This is a genomic window from Streptomyces sp. NPDC002701 (assembly GCF_042889045.1).
Lineage (GTDB): Bacteria > Actinomycetota > Actinomycetes > Streptomycetales > Streptomycetaceae > Streptomyces.
The window spans coordinates 83,744-108,733 of the sequence record NZ_JBIAQL010000021.1 but is presented as its reverse complement, the minus strand read 5'-3'; the positions used below and the strand labels follow the sequence as shown (position 1 = coordinate 108,733).

Here is a 24,990-nt window from a genome sequence, read left to right as displayed (position 1 = left end):
GGGGGGGGGGGGGGGGGGGGGGGGGGGGGGGGGGGGGGGGGGGGGGGGGGGCCGGGGGGGGGGGGGGGGGGGGGGCCGGGGGGGGGGGGGGGGCGGGGGGGGGGGGGGGGGGGGGGCCCCCCACCGCCGTGGGGTGAGCCCGCCGTGGGGTGAGCCCGCGGGCCGGCCGGTGGCGAGCGGCCCGTACGTCCCTCTGCGCAGAAGTCCCCGGCTCACGGCCAGAGCAGTTGCTTGTCCCAGCCCTCACCGGACCCGGTCGGCGCCGTCCGGACCGCCGGGAACGCCGCGGCGGGCGGGGCCGCCGGGCTCCCCGCGGACGACGCCGCACTGGCCGCGGTACGTGCGGTACGCGCCGACGTGCGCGCCTGTTCGCCCACGCCGTGCGCCCGGCCCTGCCCGGGTCCGCCGGCGCGGCCCCACCGATGCCGCCACGCGACGCCGTCGAACGGCTGAACGCCCGGGCGGCCCTGGCCCCCACCGTCCCCGTCCTCACGTGGACCGGGGGCGCCGACCCCGTCGTACGCCAGGTACCGCTGCACGACGGCGTGGACCTCGCGCCGCCCTGGCCCGCGCCGCCGTCGCCTTCCTCGCGGGCCCCGACCGACGGCGGCTGCGCGCCTGCCACGCACCACGCTGTGTGCGCTACTTCCTCCAGGACCATCCGCGCCAGGAATGGTGCACACCTTCGTGCGGCAACCGCGCTCGTGTCGCCCGCCACCACGAACGGCACAAGAAGACGGCATAACCTCCCGGCATGAGCAGCATGAGTGGCGGAACGGACGCGGAACACGATCTCGGCCGGCTGTTGCGCGGTATGGAACCCGCCCTGCACCCCGGCCGCTACGTCTTCACCACCGTCCCCGGTGTCACGGCGCCCCCCGGTCTCACACCCGTCGTCACCGTCGTCGAGGACGAGGGCCTCACCCTCGTCGTCGAACAGGAGGACGCCGACGCCGCACGCCTGACCTACGACTACGTGGCCGGCTGGATCACTCTGCGCATCCACTCGGCGCTGGACGCCGTCGGCCTCACGGCCGCCGTCGCCCAGACACTCGCCGAAGCGGGACTGAGCTGCAACGTCGTCGCCGGCTTCCACCACGACCACCTCTTCGTCCCGCACGCGCGGGCGGCCGAGGCCGTGGCCCTGCTGGAACAGCTGGCCGAACGCTCCCGCCGGTGACGCCGGGAGGGACCCGCGTCCCTCGCCCCGGCGGACGTCGGCGAACACGGGGTGGCGTCCCGCACGCGGACGCGTTGCGCGGTGGCGAACGGACGATGACTTCCCGTGTCCCGGCGCACCGCGGCGGCCGACACCCGGCGACCCGTACGCCCCGCTCCGGTCGTGCGGAGGCCGACGACCGGCGGGATGGCGGCCCCGCCGTCGACGCGTGAGGGCGGACAGCCGGGCGCGGCGGCCCTCGCCCCCACGGCGGACGACCCCCCGGTGCACGTACCATTGCGGCATGTCCTTCCTCCGCCGCCGCAGCGCCACTCCCACCGGGCCGGATTTCGATGTTCTGGCCATGGATCCGGGCGACTGGCCGGGCAACCTCGGCGCGGGCCTGCTGCCCGCACCCGACGGCAGCTGTCAGGGTGTGTTCCTGCGCTACGACCTGTTCGGCGGCCGTGGTCCGGCGATGATCATCGGTAATCTTCCGGAGGGCTCCCCGGCCCGGGACGTCGCCGACGGAGAGGTCCCGTTCGAGGTGGCCCAGCTGCTGCTCGCGCTGGAGAACGACGAGGAGGTCACCGTCGTCGGCGCCGAGGACATGCCGGTGATGCAGGGCGACAACCTCCTGATCGTGCGCCGCCTCAAGCTCTCCGAGACGCGCATCTCCTGTGTGCAGTTCGACCGCAGCGACAAGGTCCTGGTGACCATCGCGGCGTGGGACCGCCCCATCACCGACGATCTGTACGCGCTGCTCAAGCCGCTGCCCGCGGAGCTGTTCCAGCAGGGCTGACCGACCCCGGCGGCCCCGGCGACCTCCCAGGTGGGGCGCCCCCGCCCGCCTGCCGTCTGTCTTTGTCATGACCCTTGTCGCTCGGGTGATCGGACCTCTAGCGTCAGGGGTCATGTCGTCTCTGGTACGTGAACCACGCGATCCGCAGGTGACCCACGCGTCCTCCCGAAGGGCCACCCTTAAAACCGCAGATGGCGGAGCGACAGGTCTCGTCGGCGAGGCAGGGGATCCCGCATCCGGGGAGGACCGGGCTGCGGATACATCGGATGTGTCGCGGGCCGTGTCGTTTGATGCCTCGGCGTCGTCCGACGTCTCGGCGGATGTCTCGTCGGTCCCGTCGCCGGGGCCCACGTCCCTCTGGTACGCCGCCCCGGCCGCCGACTGGGAGCGTGAAGCGCTGCCGATCGGCAACGGCGCCCTCGGTGCCATGGTGTTCGGCACCCTCGCCTCCGAGCGGCTGCAGTTCAACGAGAAGACCCTCTGGACCGGCGGCCCCGGTTCGGTCCAGGGCTACGACCACGGCAACTGGCGTACGGCCCGTCCCGGTGCCCTCACCGCCGTGCGGGAGAGGATCGACGCCGGGACCCGGCTCGACCCCGACACGGTGGCCGCCGAACTCGGCCAGTCCCGTGTCGGCTACGGCGCCCACCAGATCTTCGGCGACCTCCACATCGACGTCCCGGACGCACCGACGGCGCCACCGGACACGTACCGCCGCGCACTGGACCTCGCCGACGCCGTCGCGACCGTCGTCTACACCCACCGACAGGTGCGACACCAGCGGGAGTTCTTCGCCTCGTACCCCGACGGGGTGCTCGTGGGACGGCTGAGCGCGGACCGGCCCGGCAGCGTCACCTGCACGTTCCGCCACAGCTCGCCCCGCGACGACTACACCGCCACCGCGGCCGGCGGCAGGCTGACCGTGTGGGGCACCCTCGCGGACAACGGACTGCGCTTCGAGGCCCAGCTCCGCGTACACGCCGAGGGCGGCACGGTCACCTCCCACCCCGACGGCACCATCGGTGTGACCGGCGCCGACAGCGCCTGGTTCGTGCTGGCCGCCGGCACGGACTACGCCGACACGTACCCCGAGTACCGGGGCGAGGACCCGCACGCCGCCGTCACCAGGGCCGTCGACCAGGCCGGCGACAGCTACGGGACACTGATGGCCCGTCATGTACGGGATCACCGTGCCCTGTTCGGCCGCGCGGCCCTGGACCTCCGCGCCGAGGCCCCCGACATCCCGACGGACCGCCTGCTGGCGGACTACACCGGCGGCACCACGGCCGCCGACCGCGCTCTGGAGGCCCTCTTCTTCCAGTACGGCCGCTACCTCCTCATCGCGTCCTCGCGCCCCGGCTCGCTGCCCGCCAACCTCCAGGGCGTATGGAACAACAGCACCTCACCCCCCTGGTCCGCCGACTACCACGTCAACATCAACCTGCAGATGAACTACTGGCCCGCCGAGGCCGCGAACCTCGCCGGGACGACGGCGCCCTACGACCGCTTCGTCGAGGCGCTGCGCGCACCCGGACGCCGGACGGCGAAGGAGATGTTCGGCTCGCGGGGCTGGGTCGTGCACAACGAGACCAACCCGTACGGCTTCACCGGCGTGCACGACTGGTCCACGGCCTTCTGGTTCCCCGAGGCGGCCGCGTGGCTGACCCGGCAACTCTACGAGCACTACCGGTTCGGCGGTTCGGTGGAGTACCTGCGCTCCACCGCGTATCCCGTGATGAAAGAGGCCGCGGAGTTCTGGCTCGACACCCTGCGCACCGATCCACGCGACGGAACACTCGTCGTCACACCGAGCCATTCGCCCGAGCACGGCGACTTCACCGCGGGCGCCGCCATGTCCCAGCAGATCGTGCACGGCCTGCTGACCGACACCCTGGAGGCGGCGCGCACCCTCGGCGACGACGCCGCGTTCCGTCACCGGCTGGAGAGGACGCTGGCCGACCTGGACCCCGGCCTGCGCGTCGGCTCCTGGGGCCAGCTCCAGGAGTGGAAGGCGGACCTGGACGACCCGCAGGACGACCATCGCCACCTCTCCCACCTGTTCGCGCTGCACCCCGGCCGTCAGATCGAGCCCGACAGTCAGTGGGCGGACGCGGCAAGGGTCTCGCTCACGGCCAGAGGGGACGGCGGCACCGGCTGGTCCAAGGCATGGAAGATCAACTTCTGGGCGCGGCTGCGGGACGGCGACCACGCCCACTGGATGCTCGGCGAACAGCTCACGTCCTCCACCCTGCCCAACCTCTGGGACACGCACCCGCCGTTCCAGATCGACGGCAACCTCGGAGCCACGGCCGGGATCGTCGAGATGCTGCTGCAGAGCCAGCACGGCGTCATCGAGATCCTCCCCGCGCTGCCCGCCGCCTGGCGGCACGGCTCGGTGCGCGGCCTGCGCGCCCGCGGCGGCGCCACCGTCGGCATCGACTGGGCCGACGGCCGCGCGACCCGGGTCACGGTGACCGCCTCCCGGGCGCGGCGCCTCACCGTCCGCAGCGGTCTGCTGCCGGACGGCGGGACGACGTTCAGGGCGGTCGCGGGGCGCCGGTACGTATGGTCGGCAAGGAGGGTCAGTGACGGTCCAGGAAGTGGAAGCCGGGCCGTGGGTGCATGAGGAAGTCGTGGTGGGAGATGTTCCACGCGTAGGCGCCCGCGAGCGCGAACGCCACGCGGTCGCCCGCCCGCAGCCCCAATGCGGGGACGTGCCGGGCCAGGACGTCCTTCGGCGTGCACAACTGGCCGGTGAGGGTGACGCGTTCGCCCCGCGCCGCCGGCCGGGGCCACGGATGGGGCCAGTCCTCGACCGGGAGCGGGGTGCAGGGCTGGTCGTGTCCCTTGGTCGCCGGCGTGCGCAGGTGGTGCGTGCCGCCGCGTACGACGGCGAACTCCTCGCCGTGGCTGTGCTTCACGTCCAGCACCTCGGTCGCGTACCAGCCGCAGTACGCCGTCAGCGCGCGGCCGGGCTCGACCCGCAGCGTCAGCTCCGGGTGCCGGGCCCCGAGCCGGGCGAGCCCTTCTCCGTACCCGGACCAGTCGAACCGCTCCTCGGGGGTGGCGTAGTCGACCGTCATACCGCCACCGACGTTCACCTCGGCGATCCGTACCCCGTGCCGCGCGGCCAGCCGGACGGCCCACTCCACGATCGACCCGGCCACCGCGAGCTGTTCCGGAGCGCGCAGGCCACTCGCCAGATGCGCGTGCACACCCCGGAGTTCGAGCTGCGGACAGGAGCCGTCGGTGAGCAGACCCACCACCGCGTCCGCCCGGGACGGATCCACACCGAAGGGGGTGGGGCGCCCGCCCATCGCGAGGGCGCTCTCCGCCAGCGAGCCCGCGGCCACGGGCAGGTTGAAGCGCGGCAGCACCGCCACCCGGGTCCCCGGCGCGACCTGCCGGGTGAGGCCGGCCAGCATGCGCAGTTCGTGCTCGCTCTCCACATGGAAGCGCCGCACCCCCAGCTCCAGCGCGGCCACGATCTCGGCGGGGGTCTTGCCGGGTCCGCCGAAGGCCAGCGGGCGGCCCGGCACCGCCCCGGCGACATGGGCGAGTTCGCCGCCCGAGGCGACCTCGTAGCCGTCCACGTACGGGCCGAGCGCGGCCAGGATCTCCGGCTCCGGGTTGGCCTTCGCCGCGTAGTAGAGCTCGACGCACCCGGGCAGGGCGGTCCGCACCGCCTCGGCGTGTACGCGCAGCGCCTGCATGTCGTACACGTAGGCGGGGAGTTCGCCCGCCGGCAGGGACAGCACGCGCTCCCGTACGGCGTCGGTGAGGGACGGGGCGGCGGTCGCGGTGGTCATCGGGTGCTCCCGGTCGGGTGGCGCAGGATGCCCTCGCCGAGCGGAGAGGGCAGAGGGACGTATCCGGCCTCGCGGTCGGCCTTGCGCTCCCAGCGGGTGAGGAGGTTCGCCTTGGCGGGCAGCGGCACGCCCGCGAGCAGCGCGGCCAGCGGCGGCGGGCAGCCGTACCGGTCGGCGTACGTCCGCAGGGTGGCGCGGACCTCCGCCCACAGCGCGGCCTCGGTGCGCGGATGCAGATCGGCGAGGGCGGCGAGCAGTTCGGCGACGTGGTTCACGAGCAGGCAGTAGACGACCCGGTCCCAGCCGCGCCGCGCGTCGTACGTCATCGGGCCCGCGACCTCGGGCGGCAGCGAGGCGAGGGTCCCGGCGTGGTGCTCGGGCACGAGCTTGGTGCCCTCCAGGTCCCGGAAGAGGACCTGGGCGGGCATGCCGTCGCCGTCGACGCAGATCAGCACGTTCTGCAGATGGGGTTCCAGTACCAGACCGTGGTCGAAGTAGGCGGCGAGGACGGGCGGCACCAGCAGTCTGAGGTAGGCCGCCCACCAGTCGAGCGCCGCCTGCGGGCCGGCCCCGTCGAGGAGACGGGAGACGTGTGCGGGGCTGGTGGGGTACTCGTCCGCCACGGCCGCCGCGAGCAGCGGGGTGGTCCCGGGCAGCAGCCGGCGTCCGAGACCCTCGCGGACGATGACACCGAACCCTTCGAGCATCTCGCGGTCCGGTGTTCCGTCCGGACCGGGCAGGGCGAGGCTGCGGTACGCGGGCTCCCGGAGTACCGCGCTGCCGGGGAACCGGTCGGCCAGGTCGGCGAGCACCGGGGCGAGCACCCGGGTGAGCGCGACGGCGCCGGACAGCTCGTAACCGGCGTTCTTGCGCCAGCAGTTGGTGATGCGGATGTTGAGGCTGAACTTCAGGAACGACTCGCCGTCGTACAGGGTCCGCACGGACGCGGTGGCCGCGAAGGGTCTGCCGCCCGGGCCGAGGTCCAGGACCTCCCCCCGTCCGAGAGCCGCACGGAGCGTCGGGTGCTCGCGCAGCATGGCGTACTGCCAGGGGTGCGCGGGCAACAGCCGGTAGCCCGCGGGGACGGCCACCCGGTCGAGCGCGTCCAGGGCGCCGGGCTCCGCCGACTCCTGCGCGATCAGGTGTTCGCGGACGGCGAGGTGCCGCAGCGGGAAGGCCGCGGCGGCCTCCGGCGCGTAGGCGGGCCAGGAGTCCGCGTCCCCGGTGCGCGCCTTGGGCGTGGGGTGGAAACGGTGCCCGAACAGCAGAGACTGCTCGGAGGCGAGGTAGGCGGCGACGGGGGTGTCCGCCGGTGCGGTCCCGTCGGCGGCCCGTACGTCGAGGGCCGCCGCGACGATCCGGTGGCTGGAGTCGACCTGGTCCAGGAACTCCTCGTTGCGCACCCCGGTACGCAGGAACAGCTCCTCCCGCGTGAGCTCCGCCAGCCGTCGCCGGCCGATCCCGCTCCAGCCGCCGTCGGCCGTCCGCTCACTCACCGGGCCGGTGAAGCGGTGGGCGCCGAGCATCGACGTCCGCCGCAGCGCGACACGCAGCAGCACACCACGGCGGGGGAGGCGTACCAGCAGATGGCGGTCGGTGACAGCGATCTGCTGCTCGGGAGCCGACACCTCGCGCACCAGACAGTTGAGCAGGGTGTGCGCCACGACCTCGTCCGCGCCGGGAAGGTGCGCCTCGGTGGCGGGACCGGCGGCGGGGCCGGGGGTGGCGAGGGGGGTGCTACCGAGCGTCTCGGTCAGCGAGGGCATGTGCGGCTCCGTGCGGCTTCAGCGGGTACGGGGAGAGCGAAGTAGGGGCGCGCCTACGCGGTCGCGGCAGGAGGGGGTCGGCCGCGCCGCGCCGCGGCACCCATGACGGGTGCCGGGGCACCCGCGAGGGGCCAGGTCGCACCCCTCATGCCGGACTCCGGGCGCGCAGCAGGTAGTTGGGCCCAGTGGTGTAGTGCTTGTTGATGTCCGCCGCGCCCGAACGTTCCTTGCTGAGGAGCGTTCCCGCGGTGACCATCGCCTTGACCGGCAGGCGCGGCGCGTCCAGCACCTGGGCACGCAGCACGGCACCGGGCTCACCCGCTCCCGTCCCGAGCCGTTCGATCGCCTCGGCCAGCCGGTCGCGCACGAGCCGCAGCAGTACCGCGAGCGGCGCGCGACCGTGCCGGGCGAACCCGAACGCGTAGGCGCCGGCGCACAGATGGACCGTGACGGTGGTGAACAGGTCGACGACCGGCTGGTCACCCGCGGCGAAGGTCCGGGCGTCGTCGAAGTCCCCGGCCCCCGGGGCCGCGTCCCCCAGGCGCTCCCTCAGCCGCACGCCGTTGATGCGCGGCCCGTCGTTGTCCTTCAACAGCAGACGCAGCCGGGTGCGGCCGTCGTGCTGCCGGTCGAGGACCATGGAGATGTTCTGCTGGTGCGATTCGAGCGCGATCCCGTACCCGAACAGCGTGGTCTGCCAGTCGAGCAGCAGGGTCAGGAAGGCGTCCAGCAGCGCGAGGAGGTCACCGCCGTAGAAGCGGTCGGCCAGGTGGTCGACGACCAGCCGTCCGCCGGGTGCCCCGGCCGGCAGGGCGGCCAGGGGCACGACGACGGAATCCTGGAGACCCTCGGGGTGGCGCCGGAACAGCGCGGCGAGCAGTTCGTGCCCGGCGTGCGCGTACCGACTCTCCTCGGCGTGCAGGATCGTGCCCCCGAAGCGCGGCTCGCGGACGATGACCTGCTCGATCAGACGCTGTCCCGCGGCCCCGTCGACGAGCGTGCCGGGTTTGATGGTCCGCCGGTTGCGCAGCCCCAGGGACGCCGTGGCCAGGGGCAGCTTGACGTGCAGGGACGGCTCGTCGGTCAGGGCCACGGTACGCATCGACAGGGTCGGCACGGCTTCGAGGTGGGCGCGGTCGGCGAGCACGGCCCGCCCTTCCAGACCGGTGGCGCGCAGGGCGCCCCGCAAGGGGGCGCCGACGGTCAGTGGGTGGACGGGCAGCGCCACATGCGTACCGTCGAGCCCCGGCAGACCGAGCGCCGCGGGTGTGGGCCAGCGGTCCGGGAACGTCCCGGACACTGCCTCCTGAGGCACCGCGAGCCAGCGCAGCGCGAAGCGCGGGTGCGACTCGGGCGCGTAGGCCCGCAGGTGCGTCTCGTCCAGTCCGGCGCGTCCGCGTGCGGTCGGGTAGACGGGGTGGTCGAGGTGCGCGGCGAGGGTGTCGTACGCCGGCCCGCCGCTCAGCCCCGTCCAGTCGTTCACCCGGGGGCCGTGACGGGCCGTCAGCCGGTCGAACACCTCGTCGCGGACCGCGGTGTGCAGGCGCATGGTGGTCAGCGTCTGACGGCACTCCTCGGCGAAGGCGTCGAATCCCGCCCGGTCGAGGGGGTGGGCCAGAGCCCGCAGGACGCCGAGGACCGCTTCGCACGTCTCGTAGCGGACGGACGCGGATCCGCTGAACTGGCCGGACTGGCCGGACTCTCCGGGCTCTTCGGGCGCGCCGGGCTCCCTGGGATCGCCGGGCTCCAGCGGGTCCCCGAACTCGGCGACGAGCAACGGCAGCCGGGCGGCGTACTCGCACTGGAACCCGTCCTCGACGACGGGCAGCAGCAGGAACCGCCCGTCCTCGCACGGCCGTTGCCACCAGGCGCCGTCCGGCCGGTGCACCAGCCGGCCGGCCGAGCGCAGTCCGACCACGTCCTCCCGCAGCAGCGCGCTGAGCACACGCGTCACCAGCTCGCCCTGAGCGGCATCGGCTGTCTCGTCCGGCAGGCCGGCTCCGCGAGCCGTCACGGCTGGATCTCCCACCGCTGCCCGGCCAGGAACGCGGTCACGGCGCTGTCCACGGCCTCCTGGTCGGTACCGGTCGCCCGCACCACGCCGAGGAAGTCGCGGTTGGTGCGGTACACCTCATGCCGCTCACCGACCGCCCTGAGCGGACGGTAGGTCAACGACACGCCGCCGACGCTCAGTTCCGCCGCGGCGGGGGCCGCGGTCAGCGTCCCGGCGCGCTCGGCGCACGGGTAGTCCAGCCGGGCCACACCGTCGCGCCGCGCGCCGAGGTCCGCGGGCAGGGGCTCACCCAGGTGCGTACGCAGGATGTGCTCGAAGAGCGGGATCTCCAGCAGCCGCGCCAGCAGCAGATCGCACTGGTCCCCTATGGCGCGGTAGTTGACCTCTATGATCCTCGCCCGGCCCTCGTGCACCACGAACTCGGTGTGACAGGCGCCGAACCCGACGCCGAGTGCGTCGAGCTGCGCCAGCACCTGGGCGACGACCGGTTCGGGATGGGCCGCGACGAAGGTGAGCCGCTCCTCGATGAAGTACGGCGGCGGGGACACCACGGTGTGGAAACCGCCCAGGACATGGCGTACCCGGCCGTCGCCGAGCGTCTCCAGGGTGTAGAGCTCCCCGGGCAGGTACTCCTCGACGACCAGGGCGGCCCCGGGGCGGCGGTCGCGGATCAGCGCGCACCGCGCCACCAGTTCCCCGGGTCCCGTCACGAGTACGACGTCCTCGCTGGCGACACCCTCGCGCGGCTTGACGACACACGGGTACGGCACGTCGAGGGCGGCCACGTCCGTGTGGTCGGTGACCTCGGCCGACCACACCGTGTCGGCGCCCGCGGAGGCGAGATGGCGCCGCATCTCCGCCTTGTCCTTGGTGCGCAGGGCGACACGCCAGTCCTTGCCCGGCAGGCCGAAGTAGGCGGCGGCCAGCGCGGCCTGGATCTGCAGGTGGTCGCTGTTGGTGAAGACCGCGTCGGGACGGCCGAGCGCGGAGACCCGGGCGACGACGGAGCGGAAGTCGAGGACGTCGCACTCCAGGACCTCGATCCCGCCGGCCCTCGCATACGCGCGCCGGTGGGCGTCCGGCTGGTCCGTGAGGACGGTCACCCGCAGGCCGAGCCGTGCCGCGGCCGGCAGGAACCCTTCCGTGACGGAGTCGGTCGGGTTGCGGGCGAGCAAGTACATGCGCATGCGACGGAACAACTTCTGCTCGGGGACGGGCGGTGGCGGTGGTGGCGGACCACGGGTGCGGCCCGTCGGGTCGCGGTCCCCTGGCTGAGGCCGCGTCAGGCGTGGGGTCACGCACTGCTGTTGGTGATCTCTATACTAAGGTAAGCCTTACCTCGTTTTCTCGCTCCGCCCCCTGCCCAGGAGTACCGATGACCGTGGCCGTGGAGACTCCGTCGACCGGCGGGACCGCGACCGTGTCCGGCCTGCTCACCGACGCCTACCGGCAACTCACGGACCGGTGCCCGGCACTGACGGTACGCGTGGCGGACCCGGCCTCACGATTCACCCGCACGGGGGTCGGCGGAGCCGAGTTGACGAAGGACCGCGAGGCTCTGGAAACTTTCCTCCTGGCCGAGGACTCCCGGATCCGGGAACGCTACGACCACGTCCCGCGCCGTGACGTCGCCGCCTCCCGCGCCCTGCACGACTACGCCTGGTCGGTGGGCCTGCTGATGAGCGGCGTCTGGTACCTCACGGGCCGGGTGCCGCGCGTCCGCCCCGAGGACGTACGGATCGACCTGGGGTCCGGCGTCTTCGAGATCAGCCCCGGCCCGGACCTGGCCTGCCTCCCGGACGACCCCGCGGCCACGCTGCCCGGGGTGCTGACGGTTCCTCATGAGGGCGCTTTGCGCGCGGAGTTGCGGGTCGCCGTCGCCGACCACATGGAACCGCTGCTCACCGCGATCGGCCCGTACGTCCGGCGCGGTCCGCGCGCCCTGTGGGGCCTGGTCACCGACGATCTCGTCTCCGGCATCTGGTACCTCGGCCGCATGCTCGGCCGGGAACCGGACGCCGTACGGGCCGCCTCGGCGCTGCTGCCCTCCGCCGTCCCGCCCTTCCCCGGCGGGGCGGACTTCCGCCACCTCACCGGCAGCGACGGCCGGCGGCACCCGACCCGCACCCGTATGGGCTGCTGCCTCTACTACACGATCCGGCCCGCCGAGGCGTGCGCCACCTGCCCGCGCACCTGCGACGCCGAACGGCTGCGCCGCCTCGAATCCTGACAGGGGCGGCCGACGGGCCACCCGGGCCGCCGGCCGCCCCCGTCACCGGCCGGCCTACGCGGACGGCGTCACCCGTACGTCCGCGGCCCGTACGAACGCCACCCGGTGCCCGAACTGGATCTCGTAGTACATGTCCGAACCGCGCACCACCCGGTGCGGCGTCGTGTCGAAGGTGGGCGCGTAGTAGTACTCGCCCGGCACCTTGTCACCGACCGCGTACTTCTGCCCCGCGAGCAGCTTGTACGGCAGCGGCGAGACCGACTGGACCGGCACACCTTCCGGGTACGCCTCCTTCTCCGGGTACGCGCGCCCGTAGACGGGGATCTCGGCCAGCCCGGCCTTCGGGGTGACGACGGCACCGGCCGCGTGCACCGCCGTCGGCTGCTTCCGCGGGTTCTTGAACCACGCCTTCTGGCCCAGGTACCAGATCGCCGTCCAGTCGCCGTCGCGTCCGGCGACCGCGTACTGCTGGCCGGTGGAGACCCGCGAACCGACGTCGTTCACACCGGTCGTGGAGTCCGCCCCGGTGGGCCGCAGACCGATGTCCTTGACGAGCGGGGCGTCCTCGCTCGGTCCGGTGTGGAGGCGTACGGCGCTGGAGCCGTGCGCCGGGCATGGCTCACCGGCGGTGGCGCAGCCGGTGAACACCGGCCTGTTCCTCTCGTACCGCGGCGCCACCGTGATCAGCCCGCCCTTCGGTCCGGACGTGGCGCGCAGCGGTTTGCCGAGCAGCGCGAAGTAGTGCCGCCAGTCCCAGTACGGGCCCGGGTCCGTGTGCATCGACGGGATGGTCGCGGTCGTGGTGCCGGGCACGGTGTCGTGGCCGAGGATGTGCTGCCGGTCCAGCGGAATGCCGTACTTCCTGGACAGGTACTTCACCAGCCGGGCCGACGACCGGTACATGGCTTCCGTGTACCAGGTGTCGGGCGCGGTCAGGAAGCCCTCGTGCTCCAGGCCGATCGACTTGGCGTTGATGTACCAGTTGCCGGCGTGCCAGGCCACGTCCTTGGCCTTGACGTGCTGGGCGATGTGCCCGTCGGTGGAGCGCAGGGAGTACTGCCACGACACATAGGTCGGATCCTGGACCATGTCGAGGACGCCGTCCCAGGCGCCCTCCGTGTCGTGGACGACGATGTACTCGATGCTCTGGGACGCCGGCCGGTCGCCGAGGTCGTGGTTGCCGTAGTCGCCGTCCCCGAACTCCTCGTACGGCGCCGGGATCCACTCGCAGGACACGGTCGCCGGGCACTCGGTCTCGCCCGCGGCGGGTGCCCGCAGTCCCGCCCCGCGCACCTGCGCGGTCACCGGCCGCAGTTGCGGCTGCGCGCCGAGCGCGACCCGCTGCCCCGCGTCCGTCGTGCGCCGCGCGCCCCGGCGGATCACGTCGAAGACGTCGTCGGCGTACGTCGCCGCCGTCGCCGTGTCGTCGGCGCCCGAGTAGCGGGCCACCGCCCCGTACCAGTCGGCCGCGTCGTCACCGAGCGGCTCGCCGAGCTGCTTCTGGGCGGCGGCCAGCAGCGCGGCCCCGCCCGCCACGTTGGCGGCCGCGTCCGTGCGCAGCCGTTCCGCGGGGATGCCGGTCAGTTCGGCGGCCTTCGTCAACGTGGTGAGACGCGCCGGAAGCCGCGTGCCCTCCGGGATCCTCGCCTCTGGGAGGAGGGTGCCGCGTGACTCGTCGCCCCGGGCGTCCTCACCGTCGCTGTGGTGCGGTGCCGTGCTCCGCGCGATCGCCGTGCGGGCGTCGGTCAGATGCATGGGACCGTAGCCGCCCGTGACACTGGGCGCCCCGGCGTGGTCGTCCCAGCGGGACTGCAGGTAGGAGACGCCGAGGAGCACGCTCTGCGGCACGTCGTACCGGGCGGACGCCTCGGCGAAAGCATTCTGCAGACGGGCGGAGGGCGCGGACCCCCGCCCGGCGCCGTCGTACGGTGCGGCTCCCAGCAGAGGCAGCAGCAGAGCGGCCGAGGCGACGGCCCCCGCGGCCCGGCGGGCACGCCGGTGCCGGGCGGAGGGACTGGGGTCGGTGGGGGATCCTCGCAAGGCAGACCTCCTGGGACGAGCGGGCGTGACGGGACGTACGGGGGCGGGTGTGCGTCAGTGGTACCGGCTCTCCGACCATCCGTCAATCGCCCCCAGCGGCACGCGATGTCGCACGTCAGCGGCGGCCGTCACCGGCGCCGGGCGGCGGTGACCCGGGCTGCGAGGCGTCAGTGGAGTAGACCACTCTGCCGCCGCTCGACGCTCGGCGCGGGTCCGGGTGGACGCCGGGCCCGAGGCGGAGGTCCGGACACGACGAAGGTCCGCGAAGCGCCGCTGTCCCTGGGCGCACCGCGGACCTTCGTCCCCGTCAGCGAGTACCGACCGCCGCGCGCACGGCCCTGCGGGCCATCTGGCAGTCGTCGTGCAGCCGCCTCAGCAGCAGCCGCTGTTCCTCACCGGACGGCGCAGCACCCGGGTGGGCCGGACCCGGTGCCGCCGGGGTCGTCTCGTGCATCGAACGCTGCACGGCCGTCTCGTAGGTACGGATCTCCCTGGTGAGGACGAGCATCAGGTTCACCAGGAACGCGTCCCGCGCCGCGGGTCCCGCCGACTGGGCGATCTGGCTGATCTGCCGACGGGCGGCGGGCGCCTCCCCGAGGACCGCCCACAGCGTCGCCAGGTCGTAACCCGGCAGATACCAGCCCGCGTGCTCCCAGTCCACCAGCACCGGACCGGCCGGGGAGAGGAGCATGTTCGACAGGAGGGCGTCGCCGTGACAGAACTGGCCCATGCCCTGGCGGCCGGCCGAGTGCGCGATGCCGTGCACCAGCTTCTGCAGGTCACCCATGTCCCGGTCGGTGAGCAGCCCCAGCTCGTGGTACCGGGAGATACGTACCGCGTAGTCCAGCGGGGCGTCGAACGTCCCGGCCGGCGGCCGCCACGCGTTGAGCCGGCAGATCGCGCCGAGCGCCGCCCTGATGTCCGCGCGGGGCGGTGCCTCCGCGGGATGCCGGTGCAGCGCCGCCACGCGTCCCGGCATCCGCTCGATCACCAGGGTGCAGTTGTCCGGGTCCGCCGCGATCAGACGGGGCACCCGCACCGGCGGGCGCTGCCGCACGAAAGCGCGGTACGCCGCTATCTCGTGCCGGATCCGGTCGGCCCACATGGGGGAGTGGTCCAGTAAGCACTTCGCCACGGCGGTGCTGCGTCCTGTCGTACCGACCAGGAGCACGGAGCGTCCGCTGCGGCGCAGCACCTGTACCGGAGAGAACTCCGGACAGATCCGGTGCACCGACGCGATCGCCGTACGCAGCTGGGCGCCCTGGGGGCCGGACAAGTCGAGTCTCCCGCTGAGCGGTTGCGTGCCGAGCCCCGGCACACGCCGTGACCGGCCGGCGCCGAGCACGGGAGCCGCCGTCGGGCGGGCGGGGTCGAGATAGGGGCCGCCGCCTGCCGGGCGGGCGTGCAGCGACCGGGGTGGGACGGACACGGAGGACGATGCTGTGTACATGGGCGAAACAGATCCCTTCGTGTGCCGGCGAGGTACCGCGCCACCCGACCCGGCCGCCCTGGAGCACCCTGGGGAATGTCCCTCGGCGACCGGGTCGGGGTGGCGCGTTCCTACCTGACACCTTTCGCCCGGTGGCACACCATCTGGCGTGCCCTGGCGAACCCTGGCGAATAGTCGCTCAGCAACTGACAGGCGGTTACTGTCAACTCAGCCGAGAACCTGGGGGCTTGACGTGAGCGGACAACCCAACACCCGACTGTCGGACCTGTTCGGCCTGGCCGGCTGGTCCAAGGGCGAACTCGCGAGAATGGTCAACCGGCAGGCGGCGGCCATGGGCCACCCCCAGCTGGCGACGGACACCTCGAGGGTACGGCGGTGGATCGACATGGGAGAGGTCCCACGCGATCCGGTGCCGCGGGTGCTGGCAGCGCTGTTCACCGAGCGTCTCGGCCGTGTCGTGACCATCGAGGATCTCGGTCTGGTCCGGCGCGGGCGCGCGGGGAGACGGCAGGGCGGCGGGAGTGCGGAGCATCCCGACGGTGTGCCGTGGGCGCCCGAGCGGACGGCTGCGGTCCTCACCGAATTCACGGGAATGGACCTCATGCTCAACCGACGCGGCTTGGTGGGCGCGGGCGCCGCGCTCGCCGCAGGATCCACACTCAGCAGTTCCCTGCACGAGTGGCTGCACACCGATCCGGCCCTCGCGGCCGACGCCCCTGACACCGACGATCCCCTGCACGCCGACCCCGCTGGGTTCGACCGCTGCGAGGCCGCCCCCATCGGGTCGCAGGAGATCGAGGAACTGGAGCGCTCGGTCGAGGTGTTCCGGGCCTGGGACGCGGCCCGCGGTGGCGGTCTGCAACGCAAGGCTGTCGTGGGACAGCTCAACGAAGTGGGAGGCATGCTCTCCTACCGGCACCCCGACCATCTGCAGCGACGCCTGTGGGGCGTCGCTGCCAACCTCGCCGTCCTCGCGGGCTGGATGTCGCACGACGTCGGTCTGGAGCCCACGGCGCAGAAGTACTTCATCATCGCCGCGCACGCGGCACGGGAGGGCGGTGACCGGCCCCGCGCCGGCGAGGCGCTCTCCAGAGCGGCCCGCCAGATGGTGCACCTCGGCCGGCCCGACGACGCGCTCGACCTCATGAAGCTCGCCAAGTCGGGCTCCGGCGACGAGGTACTGCCGCGTACGAGGGCCATGCTCTACACCATCGAGGCGTGGGCGCAGGCGTCGATGGGCAAGGCCCAGGCCATGCGGCGCACGCTGGGCGAGGCGGAGGACCTCTTCTCCTCGGACCACGGTGACGTGCCCCCGCCGAGCTGGATGCAGCTGTTCGACGAGGCGGACATGCACGGGATGCAGGCCCTCGCCTACCGGACGCTCGCGGAGCACGACCCGGCCGCGGCCGCCGTCGCGCAGCGCCACGCCAAGGAGGCGCTGGCCCTGCGGGAGAAGGGACGGGACCGGTCGAAGATCTTCGACCACCTGTCGCTCGCCTCCGCCTGCTTCATCGCCGACGACCCCGAGCAGGCCGACCGGTACGCACGGCTGGCCCTGACGTCGATGGGCTCGAACTCGTCCCACCGCACCTGGGACCGGCTCCGTGAGATGTACCGGCTGACGGGGCAGTACTCCAGCTATCCGAAGATCAGCGACCTGCGGGAGGAGATCAAACTGTCGCTGCCGAAGGGCACGTTGAAGCCGAGGGGCACCAACAACGCACGGGCATAGGGGGTCCGTGCGCTGTACCAGCGGTGCCTCAGGTGACACATAGGTCGTTCGAGCTGTCCGGGGCGGCGAAGGTTGCCCGGTTCCCGGTCAGGTGGCGACGCGCGCGACGAGCACACAGGCGTCGTCGTCGCGTTCCGTGGTCTCACCGAACTCCTCCACCACCGTCCGTACGCAGTCCTGTGCGGTACGGGCCTCGCGGAAGCGGGGAGCCAGTGCGAGGAGGCGGCTGACGGCCGCGGTGTCCTGCGCGCCGCCGGCCGCGTCCGGCCGGGGGAACCCTCCTCGCGGAGGGACCAGTCCTTCGGTGTGCAGGAGCAGGAGGTCGCCCGGTTCGAGCGCCTCTTCGGCCTGTCCGTACACGGCACCCGAGGTGGCGCCGAGCAGGACGCCGTCCGGCGGAGTCAGCGCGCGCCCCGTCCCGTTGCGGAACAGCAGCGGGGCGGGGTGTCCCGCCTGCGCCCAGACGAGGGTCCGGGACGTGGGCCGGTAGCGGCAGCACACCGCGCTGCCCAGGGCCGGCTGCGCGGAGGCGTCGAGCAGTTGGTTGAGGCATCCCAGGAGCCGGCCGGGTTCGGTGCCGGCGACGGCCATGCCGCGCAGCGCGCCGAGCAGCATCGCCATGCCGGAGGTGACGGCGACTCCACGACCGGTGAGGTCGCCCGCGCTCAACAGCGTGTCGCCGTCCGGGAGATCGAGGGCGTCGTACCAGTCGCCGCCGATGAGGGTGCCGGACGAGGAGGGCAGATGGCGGGCGGCGAGCTCCAGTGTTCCCGGGCCCTGCCGCGGGAGCATCGGGGAGCCGCGCCACGGCGGCAGGACGGCTTCCTGCAGTTCGACCGCGAGACGGCGTTCGGTCTGCGCGGCGTGCCGTTGCCGCTGGAGCGAGTCACGGGTCTCGCTGACGGTCCGCTGGCTGCGCCGCAGCTCGCTGACGTCGCGCAGGACGGCCCACATCGAGGCGGTGCTGCCGTCCACGTCGAGCACGGGCTCACCCATCACGTGCACGGTCCGTACGTCGCCGTCGGGGCGCACCACGCGGAACTCCCCGTCGATCGGTTTGGCGTCGACCAGACAGTCCGTGACCATCGCGGTCAGTCCCGGGCGGTCCTCGTCGAGGACGACCGAGGGCAGTTCGTCGAGGGTGAGCGGGGGAGCGGCGGGGTCCCGGCCGAGGATCTGGTAGAGCTCTCCCGACCAGCTCACCTCGTCCGTCAGCAGGTTCCACTCGGCGCTGCCGACCCGGCTGAGCAGTGAGCCGGGCCGGGGGGAGGAAGCCGGTTCGGACCCTGCCGCGGAGGACGCCGCCTCGTCCTCGACGGGCGCGGGCGGGGGGCCGTCCCTCAGCTGTGCCAGGTGGGCGTCGAGGTCGTCGAGCTGGTGCACGGCCAGGTCGCACAGGGCGCGCTGCCAGCGTCCCTGCGGGTCCGTGCCGTCGGCCGGCGCGTCACGTCGTACGGCGTCCATGTCGCCCCGCAGCCGACGCGTCTGCGAGATGAGCGCGTCGACCGTGCCGTGCGGAGGCGGCTGGGCGGCAGGATGGTCCGCCGAGAGATGGGACGGCATGACGTACTCCGATACAGGCACGGTACGACCAAGGCAGCGGGAAGGACCGTTACGACTGTTGCACAGCCCGCGACGCCCTGTAAGGGATTTGGCAACACACGACACGGTGGTGCCTCTGGCATATGCCACTGTCCTTGCGGGCCTGTCCGTCAACTGGCCCACCGACGCTACGACGTGCGGCCGGGGCCGTTCGAGCACGTCCCCGGTCAGTACCGCTGGGCCTGGGACAGCTTCGGGGTGAGGACCGGGTCCGCGGGTCTGCGGCTGACGGCGAGGGACTGGGTGCGGTCACCGGGGGCGAGATCCTCGGCTCCGGCGTATCTCGTCTCCACCGTCCTGCCGGAGGAGTCGAGGAAGTCGATCCGCACGGCGTACGACGCCTCGCTGTCGGTCTTGTTGGTGATGCTCACGACGACGGCGAGCAGTCCGCCGGTCTCGGATCTGGGTCTGCCGGTCATGGAGACCTCGGACATCGCGTTGCCCGGGCCCTCGACGTCCTTGAGCTCGTTCTCGGCGGCCTTGTCGGCGCGGGCCGCCTCCGCCGACACGGATGCCTCGAAGGCGGAGGCGGCGGCCGAGGCCGAGGACGCCGCCGCGGAGGCCGAGGCGCGTGCGGACTCCACGGCCGACTCCTTCATGGAGGGGGCGGTCCCCGAGAAGGACGCGGTGTCGGGAGGCGTAGGGCGTTCGCTGAAGGACGGGGTGGAGTCGCCGGAGTCGTCGCCGGTGCCGCACGACGTGACGGCACCGGCGAGGGCGGCCGCGGTCACCACCGCGAGGACGGCCGCACGCGTGCGGCCGGGACGGCGGGGCGCACGGGGCAGGGGTGTGTTCATCGCGTGCCGTCCTCGTCGGAGTCAAGGTGAAAGTGAAGGTGAAGGGGGTGGGGGATGCCGGGTCGGGCCCGCGGTGCCGGATTCAGTAGCGGAGCACTCCCGCGATGCCCTCGGCCTCGGCCAGGGTTCCGTCCGGTACGAAGCGGACCTCGGCGCCCGTCTCCAGGCACTGTTCGACGATCTCGTCCACGATGTCGTCCCGGGCGTCGAGGTCGTCGCTGCCGGCCGGGACCAGATGGTCGCCGCCGTCGTCGCGTACCGTCACGCGGTAGTTCTCCTCGACGACCAGCAGCCGGACCCGGCCGGCGGTCGCGTTCTGCCACACCTCGTCGACGCCCGCGGCGAACTCCCGGCGCCCCTTGGCGCTTTCGAGTTCGAGCGTCACGGTGTCGATGAGCCGGAGGTGCTCGGCGGTGACCAGGGGGCGGACCGCCTGCCACACCGCCTCGGCCCCGGCGTGTCCGAGCCCGCCGTGCGGGACGTGCACGGCGTCCCTGGTCACGGTGCCGACCTCGCCGAGCAGCGAGAGCGCGGACTGCTCACCGGCGACGTACACGGTCCGCGGCGCGGAGCGCAGGACACCGGCGAGGGCGGTGTCGGCGTCCCGCAGGAAGTGGCGCATCTGCTCGTCGCGGAAGGTGCTCGGCACGTCGCCGACGCGTTCCTGGCGCTCGGCGTCCGGATCCTCCAGGCTCCGCGTCAGCGGGAAGCCTGCCGTGGCGGCCTCGACGACATGCCCGCCGCCGCTCCACAGCGCGATCCGGTCGGCGGAGACGGTCAGCACCCAGAACGGGCTCTCGGCGGCCTGCGCGGCGACGAGATTGCGGGTCAGGAAGGTGTCCGAGAGGACGACCCGCTCCGGAACGGTCCGGGCCAGCGACCACACCTGGTGCTCCCCGGGAGCCGCGAAGATCGCGAGGCCGTCCTCCGCGTGGGCCAGGTCGACCTCGGTCAGCGCCTGTTCGAGCTGTTCGACGACGTCGATGCGCCGCTCACGGGTGACCGCGGGATCGGACTCCAGTTGCTTCCTCGCCTCGGCCAGCACATTGCGCAGCCGGACGGGATCCTGCGCGTTGTCGGGCTCCCTGCGGTGGGTCGGCGTCAGCACCGACACCGCGGGATAGGGCCGCGGACGACGCAGCTCGGCGAGGGTGGCAGGACTCAGAAGGTGCTCCATAGACGCACCATATGACCGAATCGTCACACGGGCATTCGGGGAGGCATGAGCGAGCGCACCTCCCGCCAAGCGATCACCCAGGTCGCGGCCGCCCTGTTCGCGAACGGCGCGGCCGAGCACGTCATCGTCGTCGGCATGCTCAGACTGCGGGCGGCCACGCACCTCGACACCGTGTTCACCTTCGCCGACCGGGACCTCGTCACCCTCTACCCGGCCATCATGGACCGGGTCCACACCTTTCACCCAGACCAACGCGTTGCTGCGCAGGGCCGGGGTCGAGGTCATCACGATCGTCGGCGCGGAGCTGGGGCGGGGACGGGGCGGCGGACACTGCATGACGTGCCCGATTGTGCGCGACCCGGTCGACTTCTGACCGCTTCTGACCGCGCCCGCCCCCGCATCCCCCCGGCCCGCGGGGTTCGTGTGCGGCTCACTCCTCCGCGCCGCACGAACTCCCGTCGGCCGGCAGCCGCCCGTACAGCAGGAAGTCGTCGACCTTCCGGTTCACGCACTTCGAGGAGGAGTAACCGGTGTGGCCCTCGCCCTTGTTGTCGAGGACGACGGCCGCCGACCCGAGCCGGTCCGCCGTCTCCGTGGTCCAGCGGTACGGGGTCGCCGGATCGCCGCGGGTGCCGACGAGCAGCATCTTCGGTGTGTCGACGTCCCGGACCTCCTCACGGATGTACGTGGTGCCCTTGGGGCGGCCGTAGCACATCAGGGCCTGGGTGAGCCGGTACCGGCCGAAGACCGGGGACGCCCGCTCGTACGCGGCACGCATCCTGTCCAGGTCCTCGGTGACCTGGCCGGCGGAGGGGCGGTCCGGGTCGTCCGCGCAGTTGATCGCCATCAGCGCGGCCGGGAGGTTGTCGAAGGGGATGTCGCCCTCGTCGACGAGACCCCCGTTCCCGTCCTTGTCCGCGGTGACGCCGGCGATGCCGGGGACCGCGCCGCCGCCCGCGGAGAAGCCCATGATGCCCCGGGTGTCCCCGTCCTGGACCAGGGAGGTGAGCGCCTGGGAGAGGGCCGGCCACAGTTCCCTGCTGTAGAGCGCCTGGCCTATCGCGCCGACCAGGTCCTGACCGGAGAACGGCATGCCGAAGTCCGACGGCACCGGCTCCTCGTCCAGCGAGCGGATCAGCCGGACCACGTCCTCGCGGGCCGAGCGCGGGTCCTGGCCGAACGCGCAGTTGAGGTCCTCCGTGCACCAGTCGAGGAAGTCCTCCAGCGCGGTCTGCTGACCCCGCGCGCCCGTGACGCCCTGCTCGCTCAGCGGTTCGGTGAGGGTGTCCACGCCGTCGAGGACCATGCGGCCCGTCCTCCCGGGGAACTGGGCGGCGTACACCGCGCCCAGCCGCGTCCCGTACGAGAAGCCGAGGTAGTTGAGCTTCTTGTCGCCCAACGCCGCGCGCATCACGTCGAGGTCGCGTGCGGCGTCGACGGTGCCGATGTGCCGCATCACCGGCCCGGAGTGCTTCACGCAGTCCGCGGCGAGCTTGCGCAGCGCCTCGAGAGCGGCCCGCGGATCGTCGCCCTCGTCGGCCTCCGTCTCCGTGCCGGCGTCCGCGTCGGCCTCCGCGTCGGGGTCCGTGGCGCCCATGCCCTCGCCGCAACTGACCGGGGAGCTCCGGCCGACACCGCGCGGGTCGAAGGTCACCACGTCATAGCCGTCCGTGAGACCCAGGAAGTCCTCGCCGCCGGCCGCGAGTTCGCTGACGCCCGGGCCGCCGGGGCCACCGAAGTTCAGCAGCACCGAACCCCTGGACTCGCCCGTCGCCCTGAACCGGGCCATGGCCAGGTCGAGCGTCCCCGCGTTCGGGTGCGCGTAGTCGAGGGGGACGGTCACCTTCCCGCACTGCAGGTCATCGGAGAGCGTGTCGTCGGGACAGGCCGACCACGTGATCTTCTGGTCGTGGAAGCGGGACAGATCGGGTCGCTCCGCGACAGCCGCCGCCACCGACGGCAGCCCCGCTCCCAGCAGGGCCAGCGTCATGGCGCAGACGAAGGCACGGCGTTGGTGCGTCGACAGCATCACAAGCCTCCCGGGACGTCCCGGCGCGCGGCCGGGAATTCCCCCTCGATCACGATACGGGCGCGCCCACGGCCGCGCCTCCGGGCGAGCGGGACCGCGGAACCGGCCCTATCCTGCGCGGCGCAGCGACGGACGGTTCGAACGGCGCTTCGCTCGGCGTCCGCTCGAAGGGGGTCGAATGGCGGGCGAGCCATAACCTGCTCGGTCCGCCCGCGTTCCAAGGGTGCGGGCGAGTGCCCCGCGACCAAGTCTGGAAGGCAGGGAACCTATGAAACGGGTTGCCCGAAATGGTTTGATCCTCGCGGCCGCCGCCTCCGGCGCCGTGGGCCTGGCGACGCCGGCGCACGCGGACTCCGCGGCGGACGGCGCCACGGCCCACTCGCCCGGGGCGATCTCCGGCAACACCATTCAGCTCCCGGTGCACGTCCCGGTGAACGCGTGCGGGAACACCGTGAACGTGGTCGGACTCCTCAACCCCGCCATGGGCAACAGCTGCGCCAACGAGGGCGGCAAGGGCGGTGGCGAGGACGGCGGCTACGGGGGAGGCGGCCACCAGGGCTCCGCGGGGGCCGTCGCGGACGGCAGCGAAAAGGATTCTCCGGGTCTGATCAGCGGCAACGGAGTGCACCTCCCGGTCCAGCTGCCCGTGAACGTCACCGGTAACGCGGTGAGTGTCGTCGGCATCGGCAACCCGTCTGTCGGCAACGAGTCCTCGAACACGTCCGGAGACCGGCCGCACCGGCCGTCCGAGCCGGCCGAGCCGTCCGTCCCGAAGCCGGCCCCGCCGTCGAAGCAGCCCGTGAAGCCGGCGGACCCGGTGGAGCACGAGACGCCGCGGACCCTGCCGCAGGACGTGCCCGGCGCCTCCCTCGCCCACACGGGTGCGGGCCCGACGGGCCCGACGGTCGCCGCGAGCGCAGCGCTCCTGCTGGGCGGAGCGCTGCTGTACCGCCGCTTCCGGCCCGCCGCCGTACAGCGCTCCGAGCGCGGCAGCGGCACCGGCCGCTGACCCGCACCCCGGCCCGCGAGCGTGGCCGGAGGGCCGCACCGGTCCCGGGACCGGTGCGGCCCTCCGTACGTCACGCGCGACCATGCCCTCTTCGTACGGGGCAGGCCCGTCCGGGACCCCTGCCGGTCAAGGTCTGTCAGAGCGTGCGCCGGCCGGCGCCGACGCGTCGGGACGGTGGAACATCCACTCCATGCGCGGTTCGACGACGAACCGGAAGACCCTGCGGACCGGAGCGGAGCACAGCGCGGTCACGAGCGCCAGGGCGGCCGCGGTGACGGCCAGTGAACCGACCGTGGTGTGCAGCCAGGGGTGGTCGTACCAGTCCCAGAAGCGGGACGCCTTGATGACGAAACCGTGCAGCAGATAGCCGTACATCGTCCCCGCGCCCAGCGCCGTGCACCACAGGTGCCGCCCCGGCACCCAGGACAGGAAACAGGCCGTCAGGACCAGGGCGAGGCCGAACAGCGCCGGAGTGGTGAACAGCCCCGCCCAGGCCGGGACGCCCTGGCCCGTGACGCTGCCCCGGTGGTAGAGCCACCCGGCGCCGAACCAGGGCGCCACCGCGTACGCCGTGACCAGGGCCGCCGCCACGACCGGCAGCGCCAGCAGCCGTACGCGCCACGTCCGCAGCCGTTCGAAGTGCCCGGCGCGCAGGGTCAGGCCGAGGACGAAGAACGGCAGGAATCCCAGGACCCGTTGGATCGAGACGTCCCCGCCCAGATCCGGTGAGACGGCGGCGAGCACGGCGAACCCCAGCGCGACCGGCACCGGATGGCGCAGCGCCAGCCAGATCGGGGTGGTCAGCCGCCAGATGAAGAGCGCGACCAGGAACCACATGACGTACCAGGGGTCCAGCAGACTCAGCGGATAGCCGGGATCGTCCCGCGCCCACCGGTAGAACAGCGTGTAGGCGGTCTCGAAGACCAGGTACGGCACGACGACGCTCGTCAGGAGCCGGCGCACCCGACCCGGCGCCATGTCGAAACTCCGGGAGAAGTAGCCGGAGACGAGGGCGAAGGCGGGCATGTGGAAGGCGTAGACGGTCAGATACGCGGCGGTGGCGACCCGGCTCCCGTGGGTCAAGGGCTCCCAGGCGTGCCCGCAGGCCACCAGTACGAGGGTGAGGTACTTCGCGTTGTCGAAGTACGGGTCCCTGCTGCGGGCGGACACCGGCTTCGCCGAAGCCCCGGTCCGCTGTTCCCGTGACGTGGGTGACGTGGGTGACGTGGGTGACGACGGTGACGCGGCGGGCGCAAGGCGTGCGGAGTCAGGTGGTGCGGAGCCGGGTGGTGCGGAGGCTGACAGGTCGTGCGACACCACATCTCCTGGCCTCGGTGGCGGTGAGCCGATCCCTCCCGCCTGCCCCCTCAGGTA

At 73.0% G+C, this 24,990-nt stretch carries 19 protein-coding genes and 1 pseudogene; 8 read left to right on the top strand and 12 right to left on the bottom strand.

Translation table 11 applies throughout. From position 1 onward, the window contains the following. Nucleotides 1-212: 212 nt before the first annotated feature. Nucleotides 213-539, bottom strand: a complete 327-nt coding sequence (locus tag ACFYXC_RS34695; RefSeq protein ID WP_389556287.1) for a hypothetical protein — start codon at nt 537-539, stop codon at nt 213-215. Between ACFYXC_RS34695 and ACFYXC_RS34690 the strand changes: the two genes are divergently transcribed. The 4 genes from ACFYXC_RS34690 (at nt 494) to ACFYXC_RS34675 (ending at nt 4,587) form a co-directional block, all read left to right on the top strand. After that, on the top strand, nt 494-745 hold the full coding sequence (locus ACFYXC_RS34690) for a CGNR zinc finger domain-containing protein (RefSeq protein WP_389556281.1): 252 nt from the start codon (nt 494-496) through the stop codon (nt 743-745). The two genes, ACFYXC_RS34695 and ACFYXC_RS34690, sit on opposite strands and share 46 nt — an antisense overlap. A 9-nt stretch (nt 746-754) precedes the next feature. Continuing rightward, complete coding sequence (locus ACFYXC_RS34685; protein WP_389556279.1) at nt 755-1,180, top strand: ACT domain-containing protein; 426 nt, start codon at nt 755-757, stop codon at nt 1,178-1,180. Between the two features lie 283 nt (nt 1,181-1,463). Beyond that, a complete protein-coding gene (locus tag ACFYXC_RS34680; RefSeq protein WP_388910814.1) occupies nt 1,464-1,961 on the top strand; it encodes a hypothetical protein in 498 nt (165 codons plus the stop codon). A 112-nt stretch (nt 1,962-2,073) separates the two neighbouring features. Further along, complete coding sequence (locus tag ACFYXC_RS34675; RefSeq protein ID WP_389556277.1) at nt 2,074-4,587, top strand: glycoside hydrolase N-terminal domain-containing protein; 2,514 nt, start codon at nt 2,074-2,076, stop codon at nt 4,585-4,587. Here ACFYXC_RS34675 and ACFYXC_RS34670 read toward each other — a convergent pair. The 4 genes from ACFYXC_RS34670 to ACFYXC_RS34655 form a co-directional block, all read right to left on the bottom strand. After that, nucleotides 4,544-5,770: a type III PLP-dependent enzyme gene (locus ACFYXC_RS34670; protein ID WP_389556275.1), complete on the bottom strand. Its 1,227-nt coding sequence runs from the start codon at nt 5,768-5,770 to the stop codon at nt 4,544-4,546. The genes ACFYXC_RS34675 and ACFYXC_RS34670 overlap by 44 nt on opposite strands. Beyond that, nucleotides 5,767-7,536, bottom strand: coding sequence for an IucA/IucC family protein (locus ACFYXC_RS34665; protein ID WP_389556274.1), 1,770 nt, complete (start codon nt 7,534-7,536; stop codon nt 5,767-5,769). The genes ACFYXC_RS34670 and ACFYXC_RS34665 overlap by 4 nt, the downstream gene beginning before the upstream one ends. A gap of 145 nt (nt 7,537-7,681) precedes the next feature. Then, on the bottom strand, nt 7,682-9,550 hold the full coding sequence (locus ACFYXC_RS34660; protein ID WP_389556272.1) for an IucA/IucC family protein: 1,869 nt from the start codon (nt 9,548-9,550) through the stop codon (nt 7,682-7,684). Further along, complete coding sequence (locus tag ACFYXC_RS34655) at nt 9,547-10,737, bottom strand: acetyl-CoA carboxylase biotin carboxylase subunit family protein (protein WP_389556270.1); 1,191 nt, start codon at nt 10,735-10,737, stop codon at nt 9,547-9,549. Before ACFYXC_RS34655 ends, ACFYXC_RS34660 begins: the two co-directional genes overlap by 4 nt. Nucleotides 10,738-10,925: 188 nt before the next feature. Between ACFYXC_RS34655 and ACFYXC_RS34650 the strand changes: the two genes are divergently transcribed. After that, a complete protein-coding gene (locus ACFYXC_RS34650; protein ID WP_389556268.1) occupies nt 10,926-11,780 on the top strand; it encodes a (2Fe-2S)-binding protein in 855 nt (284 codons plus the stop codon). A 54-nt stretch (nt 11,781-11,834) separates the two neighbouring features. Here the strand turns inward: ACFYXC_RS34650 and ACFYXC_RS34645 are convergent, their stop codons facing one another. Together ACFYXC_RS34645 and ACFYXC_RS34640 are read right to left on the bottom strand one after the other, a co-directional pair. Then, nucleotides 11,835-13,820 carry an N-acetylmuramoyl-L-alanine amidase gene (locus tag ACFYXC_RS34645; RefSeq protein ID WP_389556266.1) on the bottom strand — a complete coding sequence of 662 codons (1,986 nt, stop codon included), beginning with the start codon at nt 13,818-13,820 and terminating at the stop codon, nt 11,835-11,837. A 307-nt stretch (nt 13,821-14,127) separates the two neighbouring features. Further along, nucleotides 14,128-15,270 (bottom strand): aminoglycoside phosphotransferase family protein, encoded by a 1,143-nt coding sequence (locus tag ACFYXC_RS34640; RefSeq protein WP_389556264.1) that lies wholly within the window; start codon nt 15,268-15,270, stop codon nt 14,128-14,130. Between the two features lie 232 nt (nt 15,271-15,502). Between ACFYXC_RS34640 and ACFYXC_RS34635 the strand changes: the two genes are divergently transcribed. Next, entirely contained in the window at nt 15,503-17,002 is a 1,500-nt protein-coding gene (locus tag ACFYXC_RS34635; RefSeq protein ID WP_389556262.1) for a hypothetical protein, read from the top strand. An 87-nt stretch (nt 17,003-17,089) separates the two neighbouring features. Here ACFYXC_RS34635 and ACFYXC_RS34630 read toward each other — a convergent pair whose 3' ends face one another. The 3 genes from ACFYXC_RS34630 to ACFYXC_RS34620 all read right to left on the bottom strand — a co-directional run bounded on the left by ACFYXC_RS34630 (nt 17,090) and on the right by ACFYXC_RS34620 (nt 20,578). Then, nucleotides 17,090-18,565, bottom strand: a complete 1,476-nt coding sequence (locus ACFYXC_RS34630) for a PP2C family protein-serine/threonine phosphatase (protein ID WP_389556260.1) — start codon at nt 18,563-18,565, stop codon at nt 17,090-17,092. A gap of 206 nt (nt 18,566-18,771) precedes the next feature. Next, on the bottom strand, nt 18,772-19,401 hold the full coding sequence (locus tag ACFYXC_RS34625; RefSeq protein WP_389556258.1) for an FxLYD domain-containing protein: 630 nt from the start codon (nt 19,399-19,401) through the stop codon (nt 18,772-18,774). 82 nt (nt 19,402-19,483) lie between these two features. Next, nucleotides 19,484-20,578 carry a chemotaxis protein gene (locus ACFYXC_RS34620; RefSeq protein WP_389556256.1) on the bottom strand — a complete coding sequence of 365 codons (1,095 nt, stop codon included), beginning with the start codon at nt 20,576-20,578 and terminating at the stop codon, nt 19,484-19,486. A gap of 42 nt (nt 20,579-20,620) precedes the next feature. Between ACFYXC_RS34620 and ACFYXC_RS34615 the strand changes: the two are divergent. After that, nucleotides 20,621-20,951, top strand: a pseudogene (locus ACFYXC_RS34615) (arginine deiminase family protein); the annotation flags it as partial. A 57-nt stretch (nt 20,952-21,008) separates the two neighbouring features. Here the strand turns inward: ACFYXC_RS34615 and ACFYXC_RS34610 are convergent. Continuing rightward, nucleotides 21,009-22,607, bottom strand: a complete 1,599-nt coding sequence (locus tag ACFYXC_RS34610) for an alpha/beta hydrolase (protein ID WP_389556254.1) — start codon at nt 22,605-22,607, stop codon at nt 21,009-21,011. Nucleotides 22,608-22,875: 268 nt separating this feature from the next. Here ACFYXC_RS34610 and ACFYXC_RS34605 point away from each other — a divergent pair, with 268 nt between their 5' ends. Beyond that, nucleotides 22,876-23,616, top strand: a complete 741-nt coding sequence (locus tag ACFYXC_RS34605) for a chaplin (protein WP_389556252.1) — start codon at nt 22,876-22,878, stop codon at nt 23,614-23,616. Between the two features lie 126 nt (nt 23,617-23,742). Here the strand turns inward: ACFYXC_RS34605 and ACFYXC_RS34600 are convergent, their stop codons facing one another. Next, nucleotides 23,743-24,786, bottom strand: coding sequence for an acyltransferase family protein (locus ACFYXC_RS34600; protein ID WP_389556250.1), 1,044 nt, complete (start codon nt 24,784-24,786; stop codon nt 23,743-23,745). Nucleotides 24,787-24,990: the final 204 nt, after the last annotated feature.

Coding starts and splice junctions, on each gene's coding strand:
- ACFYXC_RS34655 (WP_389556270.1), bottom strand. CDS start 10,737: ATGCGCATGTACTTGCTCGCCCGCAACCCGACCGACTCCGTCACGGAA.
- ACFYXC_RS34630 (WP_389556260.1), bottom strand. CDS start 18,565: ATGCCGTCCCATCTCTCGGCGGACCATCCTGCCGCCCAGCCGCCTCCG.
- ACFYXC_RS34650 (WP_389556268.1), top strand. CDS start 10,926: ATGACCGTGGCCGTGGAGACTCCGTCGACCGGCGGGACCGCGACCGTG.
- ACFYXC_RS34640 (WP_389556264.1), bottom strand. CDS start 15,270: ATGTACACAGCATCGTCCTCCGTGTCCGTCCCACCCCGGTCGCTGCAC.
- ACFYXC_RS34670 (WP_389556275.1), bottom strand. CDS start 5,770: ATGACCACCGCGACCGCCGCCCCGTCCCTCACCGACGCCGTACGGGAG.
- ACFYXC_RS34685 (WP_389556279.1), top strand. CDS start 755: ATGAGCAGCATGAGTGGCGGAACGGACGCGGAACACGATCTCGGCCGG.
- ACFYXC_RS34665 (WP_389556274.1), bottom strand. CDS start 7,536: ATGCCCTCGCTGACCGAGACGCTCGGTAGCACCCCCCTCGCCACCCCC.
- ACFYXC_RS34625 (WP_389556258.1), bottom strand. CDS start 19,401: ATGAACACACCCCTGCCCCGTGCGCCCCGCCGTCCCGGCCGCACGCGT.
- ACFYXC_RS34620 (WP_389556256.1), bottom strand. CDS start 20,578: ATGGAGCACCTTCTGAGTCCTGCCACCCTCGCCGAGCTGCGTCGTCCG.
- ACFYXC_RS34610 (WP_389556254.1), bottom strand. CDS start 22,607: ATGCTGTCGACGCACCAACGCCGTGCCTTCGTCTGCGCCATGACGCTG.
- ACFYXC_RS34605 (WP_389556252.1), top strand. CDS start 22,876: ATGAAACGGGTTGCCCGAAATGGTTTGATCCTCGCGGCCGCCGCCTCC.
- ACFYXC_RS34675 (WP_389556277.1), top strand. CDS start 2,074: ATGTCGTCTCTGGTACGTGAACCACGCGATCCGCAGGTGACCCACGCG.
- ACFYXC_RS34680 (WP_388910814.1), top strand. CDS start 1,464: ATGTCCTTCCTCCGCCGCCGCAGCGCCACTCCCACCGGGCCGGATTTC.